Origin of the sequence: Streptomyces sp. DT224, from assembly GCF_049844595.1 — a bacterium.
In the GTDB taxonomy this organism is placed as follows: Bacteria; Actinomycetota; Actinomycetes; order Streptomycetales; family Streptomycetaceae; genus Streptomyces.
In genome coordinates this window covers 482279-498826 of record NZ_JBNCLI010000003.1, presented here as the reverse complement: position 1 = coordinate 498826, position 16548 = coordinate 482279, and the positions used below count along the sequence as shown (strand labels likewise).

Genomic DNA, 16548 nt, shown 5'->3' with positions numbered 1-16548 from the left:
CAGGTGGACATGACACCCGGGCAGATCGGATGGCGTACGGTGCCGCCCATGCCCAGTGTGCTCGTGGTCGAGGACGACCAGTTCGTACGTTCCGCCCTCATCCGGCACCTGACGGAGGCCGGTCACACCGTACGGAGCGTCGGCACCGCGCTCGAAGCGCTGCGCGAAGTCGCGCACTTCCGGTTCGACGTGGTCATTCTCGATCTCGGGCTGCCCGATCTCGACGGCTCCGAGGCCCTGAAGATGCTGCGCGGCATCACCGACGTGCCCGTCATCATCGCGACCGCCCGGGACGACGAGAGCGAGATCGTCCGGCTCCTCAACGACGGCGCCGACGACTACCTCACCAAACCCTTCTCCGTGGAGCACCTGTCGGCCCGGATGGCCGCCGTGCTCCGCCGGGCCCGGGCCGCCGGGGGCGAGGCGCCGCCCCCGCGCGTCATCCAGGTCGGCGGGCTCTGCGTCGACCCGCTGCGCCGGCAGGCCGAACTCGACGGCACCGCGCTCGACCTCACCCGCCGCGAGTTCGACCTGCTGGCCTTCCTGGCCGGGCGCCCCGGCGTCGTCGTCCCCCGCCGGGAACTCCTCGCCGAGGTCTGGCAGCAGTCCTACGGCGACGACCAGACCATCGACGTCCACCTCTCCTGGCTGCGCCGCAAGCTGGGCGAGACCGCGGCCCGGCCGCGCTACCTGCACACCCTGCGCGGAGTCGGCGTGAAGCTCCAGCCCCCGGCACCGGAGCGGCCGGCATGAGATGGGCGCTGGTCAAGGTCTGCCTGGCCGTCACCGCCATGGTCGTCATCGCCTTCGCCGTGCCCCTGGGGCTCGTCGTCAAGGAGATGGCCCGCGACCGCGCGTTCTCCGACGCCGAACGGCAGGCCGCGACGATCGGCCCCACGCTGTCCATCACCACGGACCGGACCCAGCTGGAGAAGGCCGTCCTCACCACCGAACCGGGCGCCGCCGGCCGGATGGCCGTCCACATCCCGGCCTCCGGCGAACCCGACGGCGTCGCGGCCGACATCGGCAGGGGCCGCGCCACCCCCGAGGAGCTGGAGACCGTACGCCTCTCGGGCCGCGCCACGATCATCGGGGTCACCGGCGGCTCCGCGCTGCTCCAGCCGACCGCGGTGGGGCCCAGGGACATCGCGGTGGTCGAGGTCTTCGTCCCCGAGGCCGCGGTGTCCCATGGCGTCACCACCGCCTGGCTGATGCTGGCGGGCGTCGGCGTCGCGCTGATCGTCGGCTCGGTCGCCGTGGCCGACCGCCTCGGCATCCGCATGGTCGAGCCGGCGCGACGCCTCGCGGGCGCCGCCCACGACCTGGGGGAGGGGCGGCTGGGCACCCGCGTCCCCGAGGAGGGCCCCGACGAACTGCGCTCCGCCGCCGTCGCGTTCAACTCCATGGCCGACCAGGTCGTCCAGCTCCTCGCCAACGAACGCGAACGGGCCGCCGACCTCTCGCACCGGCTGCGCACCCCGCTCACCGTCCTCCGGCTGAACACCGCCTCGCTCGGCGAGGGCCCCGCGGCCGAGCAGACCCGGGCGGCCGTCGAACAGCTGGAGCGCGAGGTGGACACGATCATCCGGACCGCCCGCGAGCAGCGCCCCCACACCCAGCCGGCCGGGCCCGTCGCCGGCTGCGACGCCTCCGAAGTGATCCGCGAGCGGATGGCCTTCTGGTCCGCCCTGGCCGAGGACGAGGGCCGCGAGGTGCGCCTCGCCGGAGTGGACCGCACCGTACGCATCCCGGTCGCCCGGCCCGAACTGGCGGCCGCGCTCGACGCGTTGCTCGGCAACGTCTTCCGGCACACCCCGGAGGGCACCGCCTTCGCGGTCGACGTGCACCACAGCGGTGACGCGGTGATCGTGCTGGTCTCGGACGCGGGCGGCGGGATCGCCGACCCCGAAGCGGCCCTGGCGCGCGGCGGGGCCCGGGACGCGGTGGGCTCGACCGGACTCGGGCTCGACATCGTGCGGCGGGTCGCCGAGTCCACCGGCGGCGACGTGCGCATCGGCCGCTCGGTGCTGGGCGGTACGGAGGTCCGGGTCTGGATCGGGCTCGACGGACAGCGCCCGCGGGGCGGCGGGCGGGGCCACCGGGTGGGCCGGCAGCGGCGCCCGCGCGCCGCGCGCCGCGCCAACCTTTAGCGCGGCCGATGCGCTCCTTAAGGCAGTCCTAAGAACCTCGGCCCCCGCCCGGATCGCCCCATTCGCCCGTTCCGCAGCCGCTAGCGTGCTCCCGCATCCCCCACTTCCGTACGACGAGGCAGGCACGCGATGGGCACCAGTACGCACCGGCGCACGATGGGCACCAGGACCAAGGTGATCGGCTCGGTCGTCGCGGCCGCGGTGATCGGCGGGACGGTGTTCGCCCTCAACGGCACGGCACAGGCGTCGTCGGTCGGCGCCGCGTACACCCGTACCAGCGGCTGGACCGGTGGCTACACCGGCCAGTACGTCGTCACCAACGACACCGGCTCGGCCAAGACCGGCTGGACACTGGAATTCGACCTCCCGGCGGGCACGAAGCTCAGCTCGCTGTGGAACGGCGACCACACCGTCAGCGGGAACCACGTCACCGTCCGCCCCGCCGGCTGGAACAAGCGGCTGGCCGCCGGGCAGTCCGTCACCGTCGGCTTCGTCGCGGCGTCCGACGGCACGGCAGCCGACCCCACCGGCTGCCTCATCGACGGCTCGAAGTGCTCTGTCGACACCGGCGCCACCCCCGAGCCCAGCGGCCGGCCCACCGAGCCCGCGCCCCCGTCCCCCACGGCCACCCCCACCGAGAAGCCCACCGCGACGGCGACCCCCACGCCGGCACCCACCCCCACGAAGACCGACGACGGCGGCTCCACCGCGACCGGCGCCCGCTTCGCCCCGTACGTGGACACCTCGCTCTACCCCGCGTACGACCTGGTCGGCACCGCGAACAAGACCGGCGTCAAGCAGTTCAACCTCGCCTTCATCACCTCCGGCGGCAGCTGCGCACCGCTCTGGGGCGGGGTCACCGGCCTCGGTGACGACCACGTCGCCTCCCAGATCGGCGCCCTGCGCGCGGCCGGCGGCGACGTCCGGGTCTCCTTCGGCGGGGCCGCCGGTTCCGAACTGGCCCTGCGCTGCTCCTCGGCCGCCGACCTCGCCGCCGCGTACGGCAAGGTCGTCGACACGTACAAGCTGACCAAGGTCGACTTCGACATCGAGGGCGGCGCGCTCCCCGACACCGCCGCCAACACCCGCCGCTCGCAGGCCATTGCGCAGCTCCAGAAGGCGCACCCCGGCCTGGACGTCTCCTTCACGCTGCCGGTGATGCCCGAGGGCCTGACCCAGCCCGGCGTCGACCTGCTCGCCGACGCGAAGAAGAGCGGCGTGGACGTCGGAGCCGTCAACATCATGGCGATGGACTACGGCGCCTCCTACAGCGGCGACATGGGCACGTACGCCGTCCAGGCGGCCAGCGCCACCCAGGCCCAGATCAAGGGCGTGCTCGGGCTCTCCGACGCCGAGGCGTGGAAGGCCGTCGCCGTCACCCCGATGATCGGGGTGAACGACGTCAGCACCGAGGTCTTCGAGGTCGAGGACGCCACCCAGCTGGTGGCCTTCGCCAAGGAGAAGGGCCTCGCCCGGCTCGCGATGTGGTCGGGCACCCGGGACAAGGAGTGCGCGGGCGGCGCCAAGCCCACCGCCGACGCCTCGTGCAGCTCGATCGCACAGGAACCGCTCGCCTTCACCAAGGCGTTCGGCGCCTACCAGTAGGACCACGCGGGTGCCTGCGAGGACCGCACGCAGGACCATCCCTTCCCCCGCGCACCCCGGCCCGGCCCCCTTCCCCCACCCCCGGCCGGGGTGTGCGCCCCACTGCCCCCGGCCGGGAAGAGCACCCCCCTTCCTCCCGGCCGGGGCGCACCCCTTTTCCTCCAGGCCGGGGACGCACCCCAGTTACCGGAGCCGCTACCCCCGCGCCCGGTTCACCGCCGACAGCACCGCCGCCACGGACGCGGCCACGCCCGAGGCGTCCCGCCCCGCGCCCCAGCGCTCCTCGCCGCCCGCCCGGCAGCGCGCGTACGCCGTGGCCGTCCGGGTCCCGGCCGGCCCCGAGGGCTCCTGCTCCACCAGCTCCAGGACGTCCGCCGCCACCCCGGCCGCCGCCAGCGCGTCCGCGAACGCGGTGACCGGGCCGGTGCCCGTCCCCTCGTAGTCGCCCACCCGGTCGTCCACGCGCAGGGTGCAGACGAAGCGGTGCTCACCGGCCGGGCCGGTCTGCGCCGACCAGGAGGTGAGGGCGACCCCGCCGTCCCGCCCGGGCACCAGGTACGCCGCCTCGAACAGGTTCCACAGGTCCTTCCCGGTGGCCTCCGCACCGCTGTCGTCGGTCGCCTCCTGGACGGTACGGGAGAACTCCGCCCGCATCCCGGCCGGCAGGTCCACACCGTGGCCGGTGCGCAGCAGATGGGCGATGCCGCCCTTGCCCGACTGCGAGTTGACCCGGATGACGGCCTCGTACGTACGCCCCACATCGGCCGGGTCGATCGGCAGGTACGGCACCTCCCACAGCTCCGAGACGCTGTCCGCGCGGCGGGCGAAGCCCTTGCTGATGGCGTCCTGGTGGGTGCCCGAGAACGCGGTGTACACCAGGTCCCCGCCGTACGGATGGCGCGGCGGCACCGGCAGCCGGTTGCAGTGCTCGACCGTGCGGCGGATCTCGTCGACGTCCGAGAAGTCGATCATCGGGTCGACGCCCTGGGCGTGCAGGTTCAGCGCCAGGTTGACCAGGTCGACGTTGCCGGTGCGCTCCCCGTTGCCGAACAGGCAGCCCTCCACCCGCTGGGCGCCCGCCAGCACCGCCAGCTCCGCGCAGGCCACGCCCGTGCCCCGGTCGTTGTGCGGGTGCACGGAGAGGATCACCGCGTCGCGCCGGGCCAGGTGGCGGTGCATGTACTCGATCTGGTCCGCGTACACGTTGGGCGTGGCGATCTCCACGGTGGCCGGCAGGTTGTGGACGACCGGCCGGTCCGGCGAGGCGTCCCACAATTCGGTGAGGCTGTCGCAGATCTCCAGGACGTAGTCGGGCTCGGTCAGGTTGAAGACCTCGGGCGAGAACTGGAACCGGATGTCCGCGCCGGGCCTGGCCCGGGCCAGCCGGTCCATCTGCCGGGCCGCGTCCAGCACCACGCCGTGCACCTCGGCCCGGTCGCGGCCCAGGACCACCTCGCGCCAGACGGGGGCGGTCGCGATGTAGAGGTGGACGACGACACGGGCCAGGCCGGCCACGGACTCGAAGGTGCGGTCGATCAGGTCGGCCCTGGCGGGGGTGAAGACGACCACGGTGACATCGTCCGGGACGGCCCCGCTGGTCGCCAGGTGGCGTACGAAGTCGAAGTCGGTGCGGCTCGCGGACGGGTAGCCGACCTCGATCTCCTTGAACCCCATCGCGACCAGCAGGTCGAACATCCGCCGCTTGCGCGGGGTGTCCATCGGTTCCGCCAGCGCCTGGTTGCCGTCCCGCAGGTCGACCGGGACCCACAGCGGGGCGCGCTCGATACGGGCCTGCGGCCAGCTCCGCCCGGTCAGCGGGACCGCGACCCGGTCGTACGCGGAGCGGTAGCGGTGCGACGGCATGGAGCTGGAGCGTTGCCGGTTCCAGTGGGGCGCCGCCTGGGGGACCGGGCCGCGCGGCGTGCAGATGGTGGGGAAGCTGTGCATCGGGGACCGGGCGTCGGACGTGGCCGCGGACATGGACTCGGGCATGAACGGTGTCTCTTCTCGCATCGCCGGATGCGACCGGCCCAGCACGGCACCCCGCGGCGGGGTGCCGATCGCTTCAGGCCCCGCCGCGGCAGCCGAGAAGGAGGAGACCGCGGTACGTCATGGGCGGTACAGTAACCAAAACGCAACCCCTCAGACAACCTGACAGGTGAACGACGTGTCCCCGCTCGGCCCCCTCCGCCCCAGCCCTCTCGTAGAACAGGCGACCAGCCATCTGCGCGCGCAGATCACCGGGGGGCACTGGCCGGTCGGCACGAAGCTCCCGGGCGAGACCACCCTCGCCCGCGAGCTGGGAGTGGGCCGCTCCACGGTCCGCGAGGCGGTCCGTACGCTCGCGACGCTCGGCCTCCTCCAGTCCCGGCAGGGCGCCGGTGTCTTCGTCGTCGCCGACCACGTCACGGAGGACTGGCCGGTACGGCTGCGCAGGGCGTCGGTCACCGACGTCTACGAGGTCCGCATGCTCATCGAGGTCCAGGCCGCCCGCCTCGCCGCCCGCCGCCGCACCGACGAGGACCTGACCGCCCTCGACGCGGCGCTCACCGCCCGGCTGGAGGCGGGCGCGGGCGTCGACGACGCGGACTTCGTGGACGCGGACATCGCGGTGCACCGGGCGGTCGTGGCCGCCGCGCACAACCCGGTCCTCACCGACCTGTTCGCCGAGTTCGTCCCGGCCCTCCGCCAGGGCCTCATCGACCTCGTGGACCTCCTGGGCCTGCGCCGCCAGGACCCCCGGCACGGCCACACGGGCCACCACGCCCTGGTCACGGCCATCGTCGCGGGCGACCCGGAGGCGGCGGCGCGCGCGGCCCAGGAGGAGTTGGAAGCGACGCTGTCCCGGTTGCGCGGGGCGTGACCGGGGCGCTCGCCCTCACGCGGTGGCCGCCCCCGAGGAATCCCGCCACTCCTGCGCGTACTCGTCGAAGATGACCCGCAGATGGTGCCCGATCTTCAGATAGTCCAGGTCGTCCAGGTTGGCCAGGGAGACTCGGACCGACCACTGCGGGCCCTCGAAGCCCCCACCGTTCAGCAGCACCACGGAGGTTTGCCCGGCCAGCCGGAACAGCGGGTCCACAGGCTCGTAGTTCGCCTCCAGGTAGTCGGCGAACTCCTTGCCCAGCGTGCGTTGCGCCTCCGCCAGCAGGTCCAGCTCGATGTAGTACGCGGCCCGCTTCGGGTCCTCGGAGATCTTCATGTGCGCGCCCTCAAGCAGCAGTTCGAGGCGCTGCCGCACGATGCCGCGGATGCGGGCCTTGTACTCCTGACCCTCGTCGAGCATGTCGAACAACGAGAACAGGGTCATCATCACCTGCTGCGGCAGCGAGAGGCCGGCCGTGTGGTTGAGCGCCACCTGCCGGGAGTCCGCGACCAGCCGGTCGATGAACCGCATCCGCTCCGGTTCGAGGGTGAGCGACCGGTACCGCCTGTCCAGCCGCGCCTTCTCCTCGGCGCTCCGGGCGGCGAGCATGTCGTCGATGACGTTGTCGTCGTGCAGCCCGATGACACCGAGCCGCCAGCCGGTGGCGCCGTAGTGCTTGGAGTAGGAGTACACCAGCAGGGAGTTGCGCGGCAGTTCGGCGGCGAGCGAGCGGAAGCCCTCGACGAAGGTCCCGTAGACGTCGTCCGTCACGATGATCAGATTCGGGTTCCGCTCGGCCACGATCTGTGCGATCTGCTCCGCGACGCGCGTGGAGAGGGCGAGCGAGGGCGGGTTGCTGGGGTTGACGCAGCAGACCATCCGGACCGAGGGGTCGGCCAGCTTGGCGACCTCCTCCGGCGGGTAGCGCCACTGCCGCACCCCGGTCTCGGTGAACAGGTTCGCCTCGACGTGCACGACATCGAAGCCGTACGTGTCCAGCTCGGGGATCTCCAGGTACGGGGTGAACACCGGCACCATGAGGGCGATCCGGTCGCCCTTGCGCAGGATGCCGTTCTTCAGCAGGGAGTCGAAGATGTAGCACATCGCGGCGGTGCCGCCCTCGGTCGCGAACAGGCTGAGGTGCTGCCCCTCCGGCGGCCGGTGGTCGAACATCTCGTCGGACATGTACCCGCGCACGATCTGCTCGACGTGCGGCAGGATGCGCCCGGGGACCGGGTAGTTGTCGCCGATCGAGGAGTCCGCCAACTCGTGGACGAAGGCGTCGGGCACGAAGCCGAACCGTTTGACCGCCAGGTCGACGCACGCCTTCAGCAATTCGACGCCGGGCAGCCCCGGATGCGTACGCGCGAAGCGCGCGAAGCGCTCGGCGCAGCCGGCCTCCTCCGGCATCCCGCCCAGGTTGTCGGCCGTCCAGACCCGCCGGGACTCCTCGATCGCGAAGTAGCCCAGCGCGTGGTACGCCTCCCGGGGGCCGGTCGCCACCCAGTTCGGGTTGCCGCGGCCGGCGTTCAGCATGACGCGGGTCGACTTCCCCTTCTGGCCGGGCTTGTCGCCCTGTTCCGACTGGGCGATGCTGATGAACTTGTCCTTCAGCTCGAACGGGCTGAGCTGGGCGTACGCCTTGATCTGCGCGCGGCCGAGGGTGTCCTTGGGCATGGCTGGCTCCCGCTGGTCAGTGGTTGAGGAGGACGATGACGGCGCCCCACACGGCGATGCTGCGGCCGGCGAGGTCGGGACGTTCGACGCGGTACGCGCGCAGCACCGTCTCGTAGTAGCCCCGGCCGGCGTCCGGGTCCTCGTCCGGGGCGTCGAGCTCGGCGGCGAGCTCAGCGCTCTCCTTCGCCAGGTCCCGGCGGTAGAGCCGGGGAAGCACGTTGGCCAGCAGCATCGCGCACAGGATCGTGCCGAGCGGATAGGTGACCGCGTAACCGACCGCGACGAGGTTCTGCTCCGACTTCACCTGCGCGGAGGAGAGGCCGGGCAGGGTTCCGATGGCGTCCTGGGCCACACCGATGGCCGCCGACTGGGTGAGCGCCCCGCTCATCATGCCGGCGCCGAGGCCGGGACCGTAGCCGAGGACCACGGCGAAGAGCCAGGAGATCAGCAGTCCGCTCACACAGACCACGACCGCGTTGACGACCTGCGGCAGCCCGTCCTTGCGCAGCCCGCGGAAGAACTGCGGACCGACGCGGTAGCCCAGCGCGAACAGGAACATGATGAAGAACAGGTCCTTCACCGTGCCGTTGATCTGCACCCCGAGCCGGGCGCCCAGCACCAGACCGGCGATCAGGCAGCCGGTCACCGCGCCGAGCGCGATCGACCTGTAGCGGATCCTGCCGAGCAGGAAGCCCAGCGCGACGACCAGGAACACCAGCAGCTCGGGATGGGGCGTGAAGATGTTCCGGTTCAGGAAGTCGGTCATCCGGCCCCCAGAACGCCGACCAGGATGGGCCCGGTGAGGGGCAGCAGGAAGTTCGAGAGCGCGTACGTGATCGTGTAGCCGAGCAGCGGTACAGAGCTCTGCGCCACCTGGGTGATGGAGGTGATCGCGGGGGTCGAGCACTGCTGGCCGGCGATGGCACCGATCAGCATGGGCTTCTCGATGCGGAGCAGCTTCAGGCCGACGATCAGCGAGATCGACGCCGGGATGAGCACCATGGCGATCCCCGCGAAGGGCAGCAGCGCGCCGTACTCCTTCAGCAGCGGCCACGCCTGCGGTCCCGCGGTCAGACCGGTGCAGGCGATGAAGACGGCGAGCCCCAGGTCCTTGAGCGTGTTGGCGGCCTGCGGGGGAAAGGCTCCGAAGGTCTGCTTCCGGGAGCGGAACCAGCCGAAGAGCAGCCCCGAGACCAGGCAGCCGCCGCCGGTGCCGAGCGACATCGGGATGTCACCGAAGCGCACGACGATCTGGCCCAGCAGCGAGCCCGCCACGATGCCGAGACCCAGGTAGATGAAGTCCGTGGCGTCGTTCTTCACGACCGCGCCGATTCTCGCGACCAGCTTGTCCAGGCCGGAGCGCGCACCGACCAGGGTCAGGACGTCACCGCGCTGCACGGTGGTCTCGGCGGAGGCGGGCAGGTGCTGGTCGTTGCGCAGCACGTCGGTGACGTACACGCCGTCCCGGAGGAATTCGGGGTGGTCATGCTCCAACCGGGCGATGGAGGAGCCCGCCGTGGCCTTCTCGGTCACCGCGACCTGCCGGGTCGCCAGCGGGACGTCGAGACCGGGCACGGAGGGTGTCTCCGGGCCGATCTCGCGGCCGGCCTCGATGATCCGGGAGCGTCGGCCGACCACCTGGACCAGGTCGCTCAGCGTCAGCTTCAGTTCGGGGGACGGTTCCAGGAGCACGCTGCCCCGCTTGACGCCCTCGACGGTGACGCGGCCGGACCGGACGGCGTTCAGCTCGCCGATCCTCAGCCCGTCGGCCAGGGTCACCAGATACGTACGGCCGACCGTGCCGGGCAGTGCCTCGCGTTCGTCCGACTCCAGCCCGCGGGTGCCGCCGCGCATCTTCTCCCACAGCTCGCGCGAGGCGTCCGCGAGGTTGATGCGCAACAGCATCGGCATGATCTGGCTGGTGTACAGCACGATCGTGACCAGGCCGAAGAGATAGCAGACGGTGTACGCGGTGGCGACGTGTCCCTGGTACTGGGTGATCTGGGAGGACGTCAGCCCGTCGAGCTTGCCGATGGCCTCGGTGGCCGTACCGACCACGGCGGACTCCGTCGCCGCGCCGGCCAGGATGCCCGAGGCGGTCCCCACATCGAGGTCGAAGGCCTTGGCGAGCCCGAAGGCGATGCCGAGCACACAGACCAGCTCGATCAGGCAGAGGACGAGGAAGCGGAGGCTGTGCCGGTTCAGGTTGGCGAAGAACTGCGGTCCGGCGAGGTAGCCGAGCGAGAAGATGAACAGCGCGAAGAACACCGTCTTGACGTCGTCGTTCACGGTGACGTGCCGGGTGCCGATCAGCAGCGAGACGATCAGCGTGCCGCAGATGCCGCCGAGCGTGATCGGGCCGACGCGCAGCTTGCCCACGAAGTACCCGAGGGCGAGGCAGAGGAAGAGGGCTAGTTCGGGGTGGTCGCGCACGACTCCCATCCGGCCTCACCGCCCCGGTGAGCGCGAGTGGTCATTGGGTACATAAGCCGCAAATTAACAGCGCACGGGACACTCGGCATGCCCGCTCCTGCGGCTTCGGCGCCCCACTTCCCCGCCCCGCGTCCCGATGCGCACCACCCGCGCCCCCCCCCGACGCGTCCGGGCGGAGCACCGCTCCCGGTCGGTCCGGCGCGGGCCGCCCCGGGCGGGTCACCGACCCCGCGGGGAGCCACCCACCGGCGCCTCCGGCGCGGTCCGGGCCGGAGGCCGCCCTCCGGCCACCATTCGGACCCCGGCTTCGGGCAAAGAACGCGTGAGTCCGCATCGGCGCCCCCTCCGTGCCGCGCCCCGTTCACTTCCCGGCGGGCCTCTCCGGGACCGCCGGGTCCGTGGAGGTGCGTTTCCGGGGGATGCCGGAAAACCGGCGCACCGGCTGGTTTTGCCGGGGGGCCCGATCAAGATCCACTGTCAACCCGGCCTCTACCTGCGGGAATTCGAAAACCCGTCGCGCGCCGCAACGCGCCGGACCGCTTTGGCAAGCCCTCGGCCGGACACGGTCTCGTGACTTGCAGGACACGCTCGCGCAACGGAAGCGTCTTCAACTCTTGACACCCACCCCCCGTAGGCAGCAATCTTCCGACATCGACGCATGGGAGCGCTCCCACATCACACGAGGATTTCTCGCGTGAACGGCACTGCCCGTGTACTCCCCCCAAAACCATTCGGCACCCGCACTCACCAGCGCGTATGCCACGCAGTGAACCAGTCCCACCCTGGAACAAGGAGTAGTGGAATGCGTATCACCCGCACCGTCGCCGGCCGGAGCCGCAGAGTCGCGGTCCTGGCCACCACGGGCCTGACCGCTTCGGCGCTGCTGCTGACCGGCTGCAGCAGCGACGATTCCGACTCGAACGAGTCCTCCGGCGAGAACGGGAAGATCACGCTGACCGTCGCCGACTACGGCCAGTTCGGTTACAAGGAAGCCGGTCTTTTCGCCAAGTACCACGAGCTGCACCCGAACATCACGGTGAAGGAAGACACCACCGCCGATGAGAAGGTCTACTACCCCAAGCTGCTCCAGCAGCTGAACTCGGGCAGCGGCCTCGCCGACGTCCAGGGTCTCGAGGTCGGCCGCATCAAGGAGCTCGTCGACACCAAGGCGGACCAGTTCGCCGACCTGAGCAAGGTCATCGACGTCAACGAGTTCGTGTCGTGGAAGGAGAAGCAGGCCACCACGGCCGACGGCAAGGTGATCGGCGCGGGTACCGACATCGGCCCGATGTCGCTCTGCTACAACACCGAGCTGTTCAAGAAGGCCGGTCTGCCGACCGACCGCAAGGAGGTCGCCGCCAAGATAGCCGGTGGCTGGGAGGACTACCTCAAGCTCGGTGAGGAGTACAAGAAGAAGGCGCCCGCGGGCACGTACTTCATGGACTCCGCCAGCGCCATGTTCAACGCCGTCGTCAGCTCCAACGCGAAGCAGTACTACGACGAGAGCGGCAAGCCGATCTACAAGGAGAGCCCCAGCGTCCAGCAGGGCTGGAACCTGGCCGCCGAGGCCGCGGACAAGAAGCTGACCCAGGGCCTCGCCCAGTTCAGCGACCCGTGGAAGGCCGCGCTCCGCAAGAGCACCATGGCCACCGTGGCCTGCCCCGCCTGGATGGCCGGTCAGATCTCCGTGAACGCCGGTGACGCGAACAAGGGCAAGTGGGACATCACCACCGCCCCCGGCACCACCGCGGCCAACTGGGGCGGCTCCTTCCTCGGTGTCCCGAAGGCCGGCAAGAACGTCGACGAGGCCACCAAGCTCGTCAAGTGGCTGACCGCCCCCGAGCAGCAGGCCGCCGTCTTCAAGGCGATCGGCTCCTTCCCGTCCAACAAGGGCGCGTACGACCTGCCGGACGTGAAGAACGCCACCCTGCCGTACTTCAACGACGCCCCGATCGGCCAGATCTACGCCGATGAGGCCAAGTCGATCCCCGAGACGATCCTCGGCCCGAAGGACGCGGCCATCAAGGACACCATCTCGACCCAGATCAACAACATGGAGCAGCGCGGCACCAAGCCCGACGACGCGTGGGAGGCCGCGACCAAGTCGATCGACAAGGTCATCGGCTGACGTTCGCCAGGGCGTGTCCGGCCTGATCCGCCGGACCCGCCCGGCGCGGGCGGCCCTCTCCGGGCCGCCCGCACCCGCGTGTTCCTGAGGGGTGCGGCGTAACGGCCCAGCCATCCCCGTACCCGGGTAACTCAAGCAAATCCAGGGAAGGACTCCCGCTCGTGGCCACCTCGACTCCCGCCCGGGACGCATACGCGCCGCCACCCCGCGGCTCCCAGCACAAACCGGTGAACGCCCGCCGGCAGAACTGGCGCAGCCGGCTCTGGCGGTTCGACGACAAGGCGTCGCCGTATGCCTACATAGCCCCGTTCTTCCTCGTCTTCGGCGCCTTCGGGCTCTACCCGCTGATCTACACCGGCTGGATCGCCCTGCACCGGGTCGAGATGACCGGCATGGACCAGATGGAGTGGGTCGGCTGGGAGAACTTCGACAAGATCCTGCACGACGCCGAGTTCTGGACGGCCGTCAGCAACACCTTCCTGATCGGTGTGATGTCGACGGTCCCGCAGCTGCTCGTGGCGCTCGGCCTGGCCCACCTGCTCAACTACAAGCTGCGGGCCAGCACCTTCTGGCGCACCATCATCCTGACCCCGTACGCCACCTCCGTGGCCTCCGCGGCCCTCGTCTTCGCCCTGGTCTTCCGGGCCGACGGCGGTCTGCTCAACTGGGCGCTGCACTTCGTCGGCCTCGGCGACACCAACTGGGCCAACGGCCACTGGACGTCCAAGATCGCCATCTCGGTCATCGTGATCTGGCGCTGGACCGGCTACAACACCCTGATCTACCTGGCCGCGATGCAGGCCGTGCCGTCGGACCTGTACGAGGCGGCCTCGCTGGACGGCGCCTCGCGCTGGCAGCAGTTCCGCAAGGTGACCATCCCGTCGCTGCGGCCCACGATCCTCTTCACGATCGTCATCTCGACCATCGGATCGATGCAGCTGTTCGGTGAGCCCCTGCTGCTCGAAGGCGGCACCCTCGGCCAGACCGGCGGCAACGAGAATCAGTACGAGACCCTCAGCGTCTACCTCTACAACTACGGCTGGAACCTCGGGCACCTCGGTCCGGCCGCCGCAGTGGCCTGGGCGATGCTCGCCCTCCTGCTGATCATCGCCGCGGTCAACTGGCTCATCGGCCGCTTCGTACGCAAATCCGCGGTCTGACCGGGAGCAGAATCCAATGACCATGACCAGCCCCACCAAAGTCTCGGAGCCCGGCCTCCCGGCGCGTTCCGCCCACCGCGCACCGAAGCGTGCGAGCCGCTTCAAGCCCGGTGCCGGACAGCAGCTGAAGGGCGGCCCGTTCGCCTACATCGCCCTGGCCGTCGTCGGCATCGGCTCGCTGCTCCCGCTGTACTGGACCCTCGTGGCCGCGTCCCACACCCAGGACGAAGTGCTGGCCACCACCCCGCCGTTCCTGCCGGGCGACCGCCTCTTCCACAACCTCGACGCCGCGTGGAACCAGGCCCACCTGGGCAAGGCGATCGTCAACAGCGTCATCGTGTCCGGCTGCATCACCCTGGCGACGCTCTTCTTCTGCACCCTGGCCGGCTACGCCTTCGCCAAGATGCGCTTCCGCGGCCGGAACGTCCTGATGACCGGGGTCATCCTGACCCTGACGATCCCGCCGCAGCTCAGCGTCGTCCCGCTGTTCATGATGATGTCGGACATCGGCTGGGGCGGGGACCTGGAAGCGGTCATCTTCCCGACCCTGGTCAGCGCCTTCGGTGTGTTCTTCATGCGCCAGTACCTGAGCGAGGCGATGCCCTACGAGCTGATCGAGGCCGCCAAGATCGACGGCGCGAACAACTTCCGCATCGTGCTGAGCGTGGTCCTGCCGGTGGCCCGCCCCGCGATGATGGTGCTCGGCATGCTCACCTTCGTCCAGGCGTGGAACGACTTCTTCTGGCCCTACCTCGCCCTGAGCCAGGAGAACCCCACCCTGCAGGTGGCGCTCGGCCAGCTCAGCGCCTCGTACACCCCCGACACGAGCATCGTGATGGCCGGCGCGCTGATCAGCACCCTGCCGCTGCTCGTGGTGTTCGTGATCTTCGGCAAGCAGATCGTCGGCGGCATCATGTCCGGCGCCGTCAAGGGCTGACCACCCGCTCGCCGCTCCTCCGTCACGGAGCCGTACGGTCCCCGCCCGCCCCGCGGACCGTACGGCCCCGTAGCCCCACCCCGTCAACGCCCCTGTCCTTCACACCCCTGGGAGCGCTCCCGCATGACTGCCGTACGACCTGACATCGCCCCGAAGCCGGTGCCCGAGGCCACCACCACGTTCCCGACGGGCTTCGTCTGGGGAGCGGCCACCGCCGCCTACCAGGTCGAGGGTGCCGCCGCCGAGGACGGGCGCACGCCGTCCATCTGGGACACCTTCAGCCGCACCCCCGGCAAGGTGCGCAACGGCGACACCGGTGACATCGCCGCCGACCACTACCACCGCTACCGCGACGACGTGGCGCTGATGAAGCAGCTGGGGCTGAAGGCGTACCGCTTCTCCATCTCCTGGTCCCGCGTCCAGCCCACCGGCCGCGGCCCCGCCGTCGAGCGCGGGCTCGACTTCTACCGCAAGCTGGTCGACGAGCTGCTGGAGGCCGGCATCAAGCCCGTCGCCACCCTCTACCACTGGGACCTGCCCCAGGAGCTGGAGGACGCGGGCGGCTGGCCGGAGCGCGCGACCGCCGAGCGGTTCGCGGACTACGCGGCGATCATGGCCGGCGCCCTCGGCGACCGCGTCGGCACGTGGACCACCTTCAACGAGCCGTGGTGCTCGGCCTTCCTCGGCTACGGTTCCGGGGTGCACGCCCCCGGCCGTACCGAGGCCGCCTCCGCCCTGCGGGCGGCCCACCACCTCAACCTCGCCCATGGCCGGGCGATCGAGGTTCTGCGCGGTCAACTCCCCGCTACCGCGCAGACCTCGGTCACCCTCAATCTCCACCAGGTCCGCCCGCTGACCCAGAGCCCCGAGGACGTGGACGCCGCCCGCCGCATCGACGCGGTCGGCAACCGGGTCTTCACCGGCCCGATGCTGCACGGCGCCTACCCGGAGGACCTGCTCGCGGACACCGCGCACGTGGTGGACTGGTCGAAGCTGGTGCAGGACGGCGACCTGGAGGCCATCGCGCGCCCGGTCGACGTCCTCGGCATCAACTACTACACGCCGACCCTGGTCTCCACGCCCGCCGAGGGCTCCGGCGACACCCGCAACGACGGCCACGGCGCGAGCGACTACTCCCCGTGGCCCGGCTCGGAGCACGTCGCCTTCCACCTCGCCGACGGCAAGCCGACCACCGCCATGAACTGGTCGATCGATCCCAACGGGCTCTACAACCTGCTCATGGACGTCACCCGCGACCACCCCGGCATCCCGCTGATGGTCACCGAGAACGGCGCCGCCTTCGACGACTACGTCTCGCCCGAGGGCCGGGTCCAGGACCCCGAGCGCATCGCCTACCTGCACGGCCACCTCGACGCCGTCCAGCGCGCGGTCGCCGACGGCGCGGACGTACGCGGCTACTTCCTCTGGTCCCTGATGGACAACTTCGAGTGGGCGTACGGCTATTCGAAGCGGTTCGGCGCGGTGTACGTGGACTACGCCACCCAGCGCCGCATCCCGAAGGCCAGCGCCCACTGGTACGCCGACGTGATCCGCCGCCACGCCCTCCCGCCGCTGGAGGACCTGGCCTGATC

At 70.8% G+C, this 16548-nt stretch carries 11 protein-coding genes and 1 pseudogene; 8 read left to right on the top strand and 4 right to left on the bottom strand.

Annotated elements, in window-relative coordinates:
• Nucleotides 1–48 precede the first annotated feature (48 nt).
• From ACLQ2N_RS09495 to ACLQ2N_RS09485, 3 genes are all read left to right on the top strand, one after another.
• Nucleotides 49–753 (top strand): response regulator transcription factor, encoded by a 705-nt coding sequence (locus ACLQ2N_RS09495; RefSeq protein WP_425810995.1) that lies wholly within the window; start codon nucleotides 49–51, stop codon nucleotides 751–753.
• Complete coding sequence (locus ACLQ2N_RS09490) at nucleotides 750–2150, top strand: ATP-binding protein (RefSeq protein ID WP_425810993.1); 1401 nt, start codon at nucleotides 750–752, stop codon at nucleotides 2148–2150. The genes ACLQ2N_RS09495 and ACLQ2N_RS09490 overlap by 4 nt, the downstream gene beginning before the upstream one ends.
• A gap of 129 nt (nucleotides 2151–2279) precedes the next feature.
• The gene (locus ACLQ2N_RS09485) at nucleotides 2280–3755 is read left to right on the top strand and encodes a cellulose binding domain-containing protein (protein WP_425810991.1); all 1476 of its coding nucleotides are present in this window, start codon (nucleotides 2280–2282) and stop codon (nucleotides 3753–3755) included.
• A gap of 195 nt (nucleotides 3756–3950) precedes the next feature.
• Here the strand turns inward: ACLQ2N_RS09485 and ACLQ2N_RS09480 are convergent, their stop codons facing one another.
• Nucleotides 3951–5747: a 2-isopropylmalate synthase gene (locus ACLQ2N_RS09480; protein WP_425811333.1), complete on the bottom strand. Its 1797-nt coding sequence runs from the start codon at nucleotides 5745–5747 to the stop codon at nucleotides 3951–3953.
• A gap of 175 nt (nucleotides 5748–5922) precedes the next feature.
• Here ACLQ2N_RS09480 and ACLQ2N_RS09475 point away from each other — a divergent pair, with 175 nt between their 5' ends.
• Nucleotides 5923–6618, top strand: coding sequence for a FadR/GntR family transcriptional regulator (locus tag ACLQ2N_RS09475; protein WP_425811332.1), 696 nt, complete (start codon nucleotides 5923–5925; stop codon nucleotides 6616–6618).
• Nucleotides 6619–6633: 15 nt separating this feature from the next.
• Here ACLQ2N_RS09475 and ACLQ2N_RS09470 read toward each other — a convergent pair whose 3' ends face one another.
• From ACLQ2N_RS09470 to aspT, 3 genes and pseudogenes are all read right to left on the bottom strand, one after another.
• Complete coding sequence (locus ACLQ2N_RS09470) at nucleotides 6634–8298, bottom strand: bifunctional aspartate transaminase/aspartate 4-decarboxylase (RefSeq protein WP_425810989.1); 1665 nt, start codon at nucleotides 8296–8298, stop codon at nucleotides 6634–6636.
• Between the two features lie 52 nt (nucleotides 8299–8350).
• Nucleotides 8351–9064: pseudogene (locus tag ACLQ2N_RS09465) on the bottom strand (aspartate-alanine antiporter); the annotation flags it as partial.
• Nucleotides 9061–10740 carry an aspartate-alanine antiporter gene (aspT, locus tag ACLQ2N_RS09460; RefSeq protein WP_425810987.1) on the bottom strand — a complete coding sequence of 560 codons (1680 nt, stop codon included), beginning with the start codon at nucleotides 10738–10740 and terminating at the stop codon, nucleotides 9061–9063. The pseudogene ACLQ2N_RS09465 and the gene aspT, both read right to left, overlap by 4 nt.
• Before the next feature lie 793 nt (nucleotides 10741–11533).
• Between aspT and ACLQ2N_RS09455 the strand changes: the two genes are divergently transcribed.
• The 4 genes from ACLQ2N_RS09455 to ACLQ2N_RS09440 all read left to right on the top strand — a co-directional run bounded on the left by ACLQ2N_RS09455 (nucleotide 11534) and on the right by ACLQ2N_RS09440 (nucleotide 16546).
• Nucleotides 11534–12859 (top strand): extracellular solute-binding protein, encoded by a 1326-nt coding sequence (locus ACLQ2N_RS09455; RefSeq protein WP_425810985.1) that lies wholly within the window; start codon nucleotides 11534–11536, stop codon nucleotides 12857–12859.
• Nucleotides 12860–13020: 161 nt separating this feature from the next.
• The gene (locus tag ACLQ2N_RS09450; RefSeq protein WP_425810983.1) at nucleotides 13021–14019 is read left to right on the top strand and encodes a carbohydrate ABC transporter permease; all 999 of its coding nucleotides are present in this window, start codon (nucleotides 13021–13023) and stop codon (nucleotides 14017–14019) included.
• Nucleotides 14020–14035: 16 nt separating this feature from the next.
• Nucleotides 14036–14956, top strand: coding sequence for a carbohydrate ABC transporter permease (locus tag ACLQ2N_RS09445; RefSeq protein ID WP_425810981.1), 921 nt, complete (start codon nucleotides 14036–14038; stop codon nucleotides 14954–14956).
• A 123-nt stretch (nucleotides 14957–15079) separates the two neighbouring features.
• On the top strand, nucleotides 15080–16546 hold the full coding sequence (locus tag ACLQ2N_RS09440) for a GH1 family beta-glucosidase (protein WP_425810979.1): 1467 nt from the start codon (nucleotides 15080–15082) through the stop codon (nucleotides 16544–16546).
• Nucleotides 16547–16548 lie beyond the last annotated feature (2 nt).

What these genes read in the sequence shown, in the direction of transcription:
- ACLQ2N_RS09440 (WP_425810979.1), top strand. Translation starts at nt 15,080, where the DNA reads ATGACTGCCGTACGACCTGACATCGCCCCGAAGCCGGTGCCCGAGGCC.
- ACLQ2N_RS09480 (WP_425811333.1), bottom strand. Translation starts at nt 5,747, where the DNA reads ATGCCCGAGTCCATGTCCGCGGCCACGTCCGACGCCCGGTCCCCGATG.
- ACLQ2N_RS09490 (WP_425810993.1), top strand. Translation starts at nt 750, where the DNA reads ATGAGATGGGCGCTGGTCAAGGTCTGCCTGGCCGTCACCGCCATGGTC.
- ACLQ2N_RS09495 (WP_425810995.1), top strand. Translation starts at nt 49, where the DNA reads ATGCCCAGTGTGCTCGTGGTCGAGGACGACCAGTTCGTACGTTCCGCC.
- ACLQ2N_RS09485 (WP_425810991.1), top strand. Translation starts at nt 2,280, where the DNA reads ATGGGCACCAGTACGCACCGGCGCACGATGGGCACCAGGACCAAGGTG.
- ACLQ2N_RS09470 (WP_425810989.1), bottom strand. Translation starts at nt 8,298, where the DNA reads ATGCCCAAGGACACCCTCGGCCGCGCGCAGATCAAGGCGTACGCCCAG.
- ACLQ2N_RS09455 (WP_425810985.1), top strand. Translation starts at nt 11,534, where the DNA reads ATGCGTATCACCCGCACCGTCGCCGGCCGGAGCCGCAGAGTCGCGGTC.
- ACLQ2N_RS09445 (WP_425810981.1), top strand. Translation starts at nt 14,036, where the DNA reads ATGACCATGACCAGCCCCACCAAAGTCTCGGAGCCCGGCCTCCCGGCG.
- aspT (WP_425810987.1), bottom strand. Translation starts at nt 10,740, where the DNA reads ATGGGAGTCGTGCGCGACCACCCCGAACTAGCCCTCTTCCTCTGCCTC.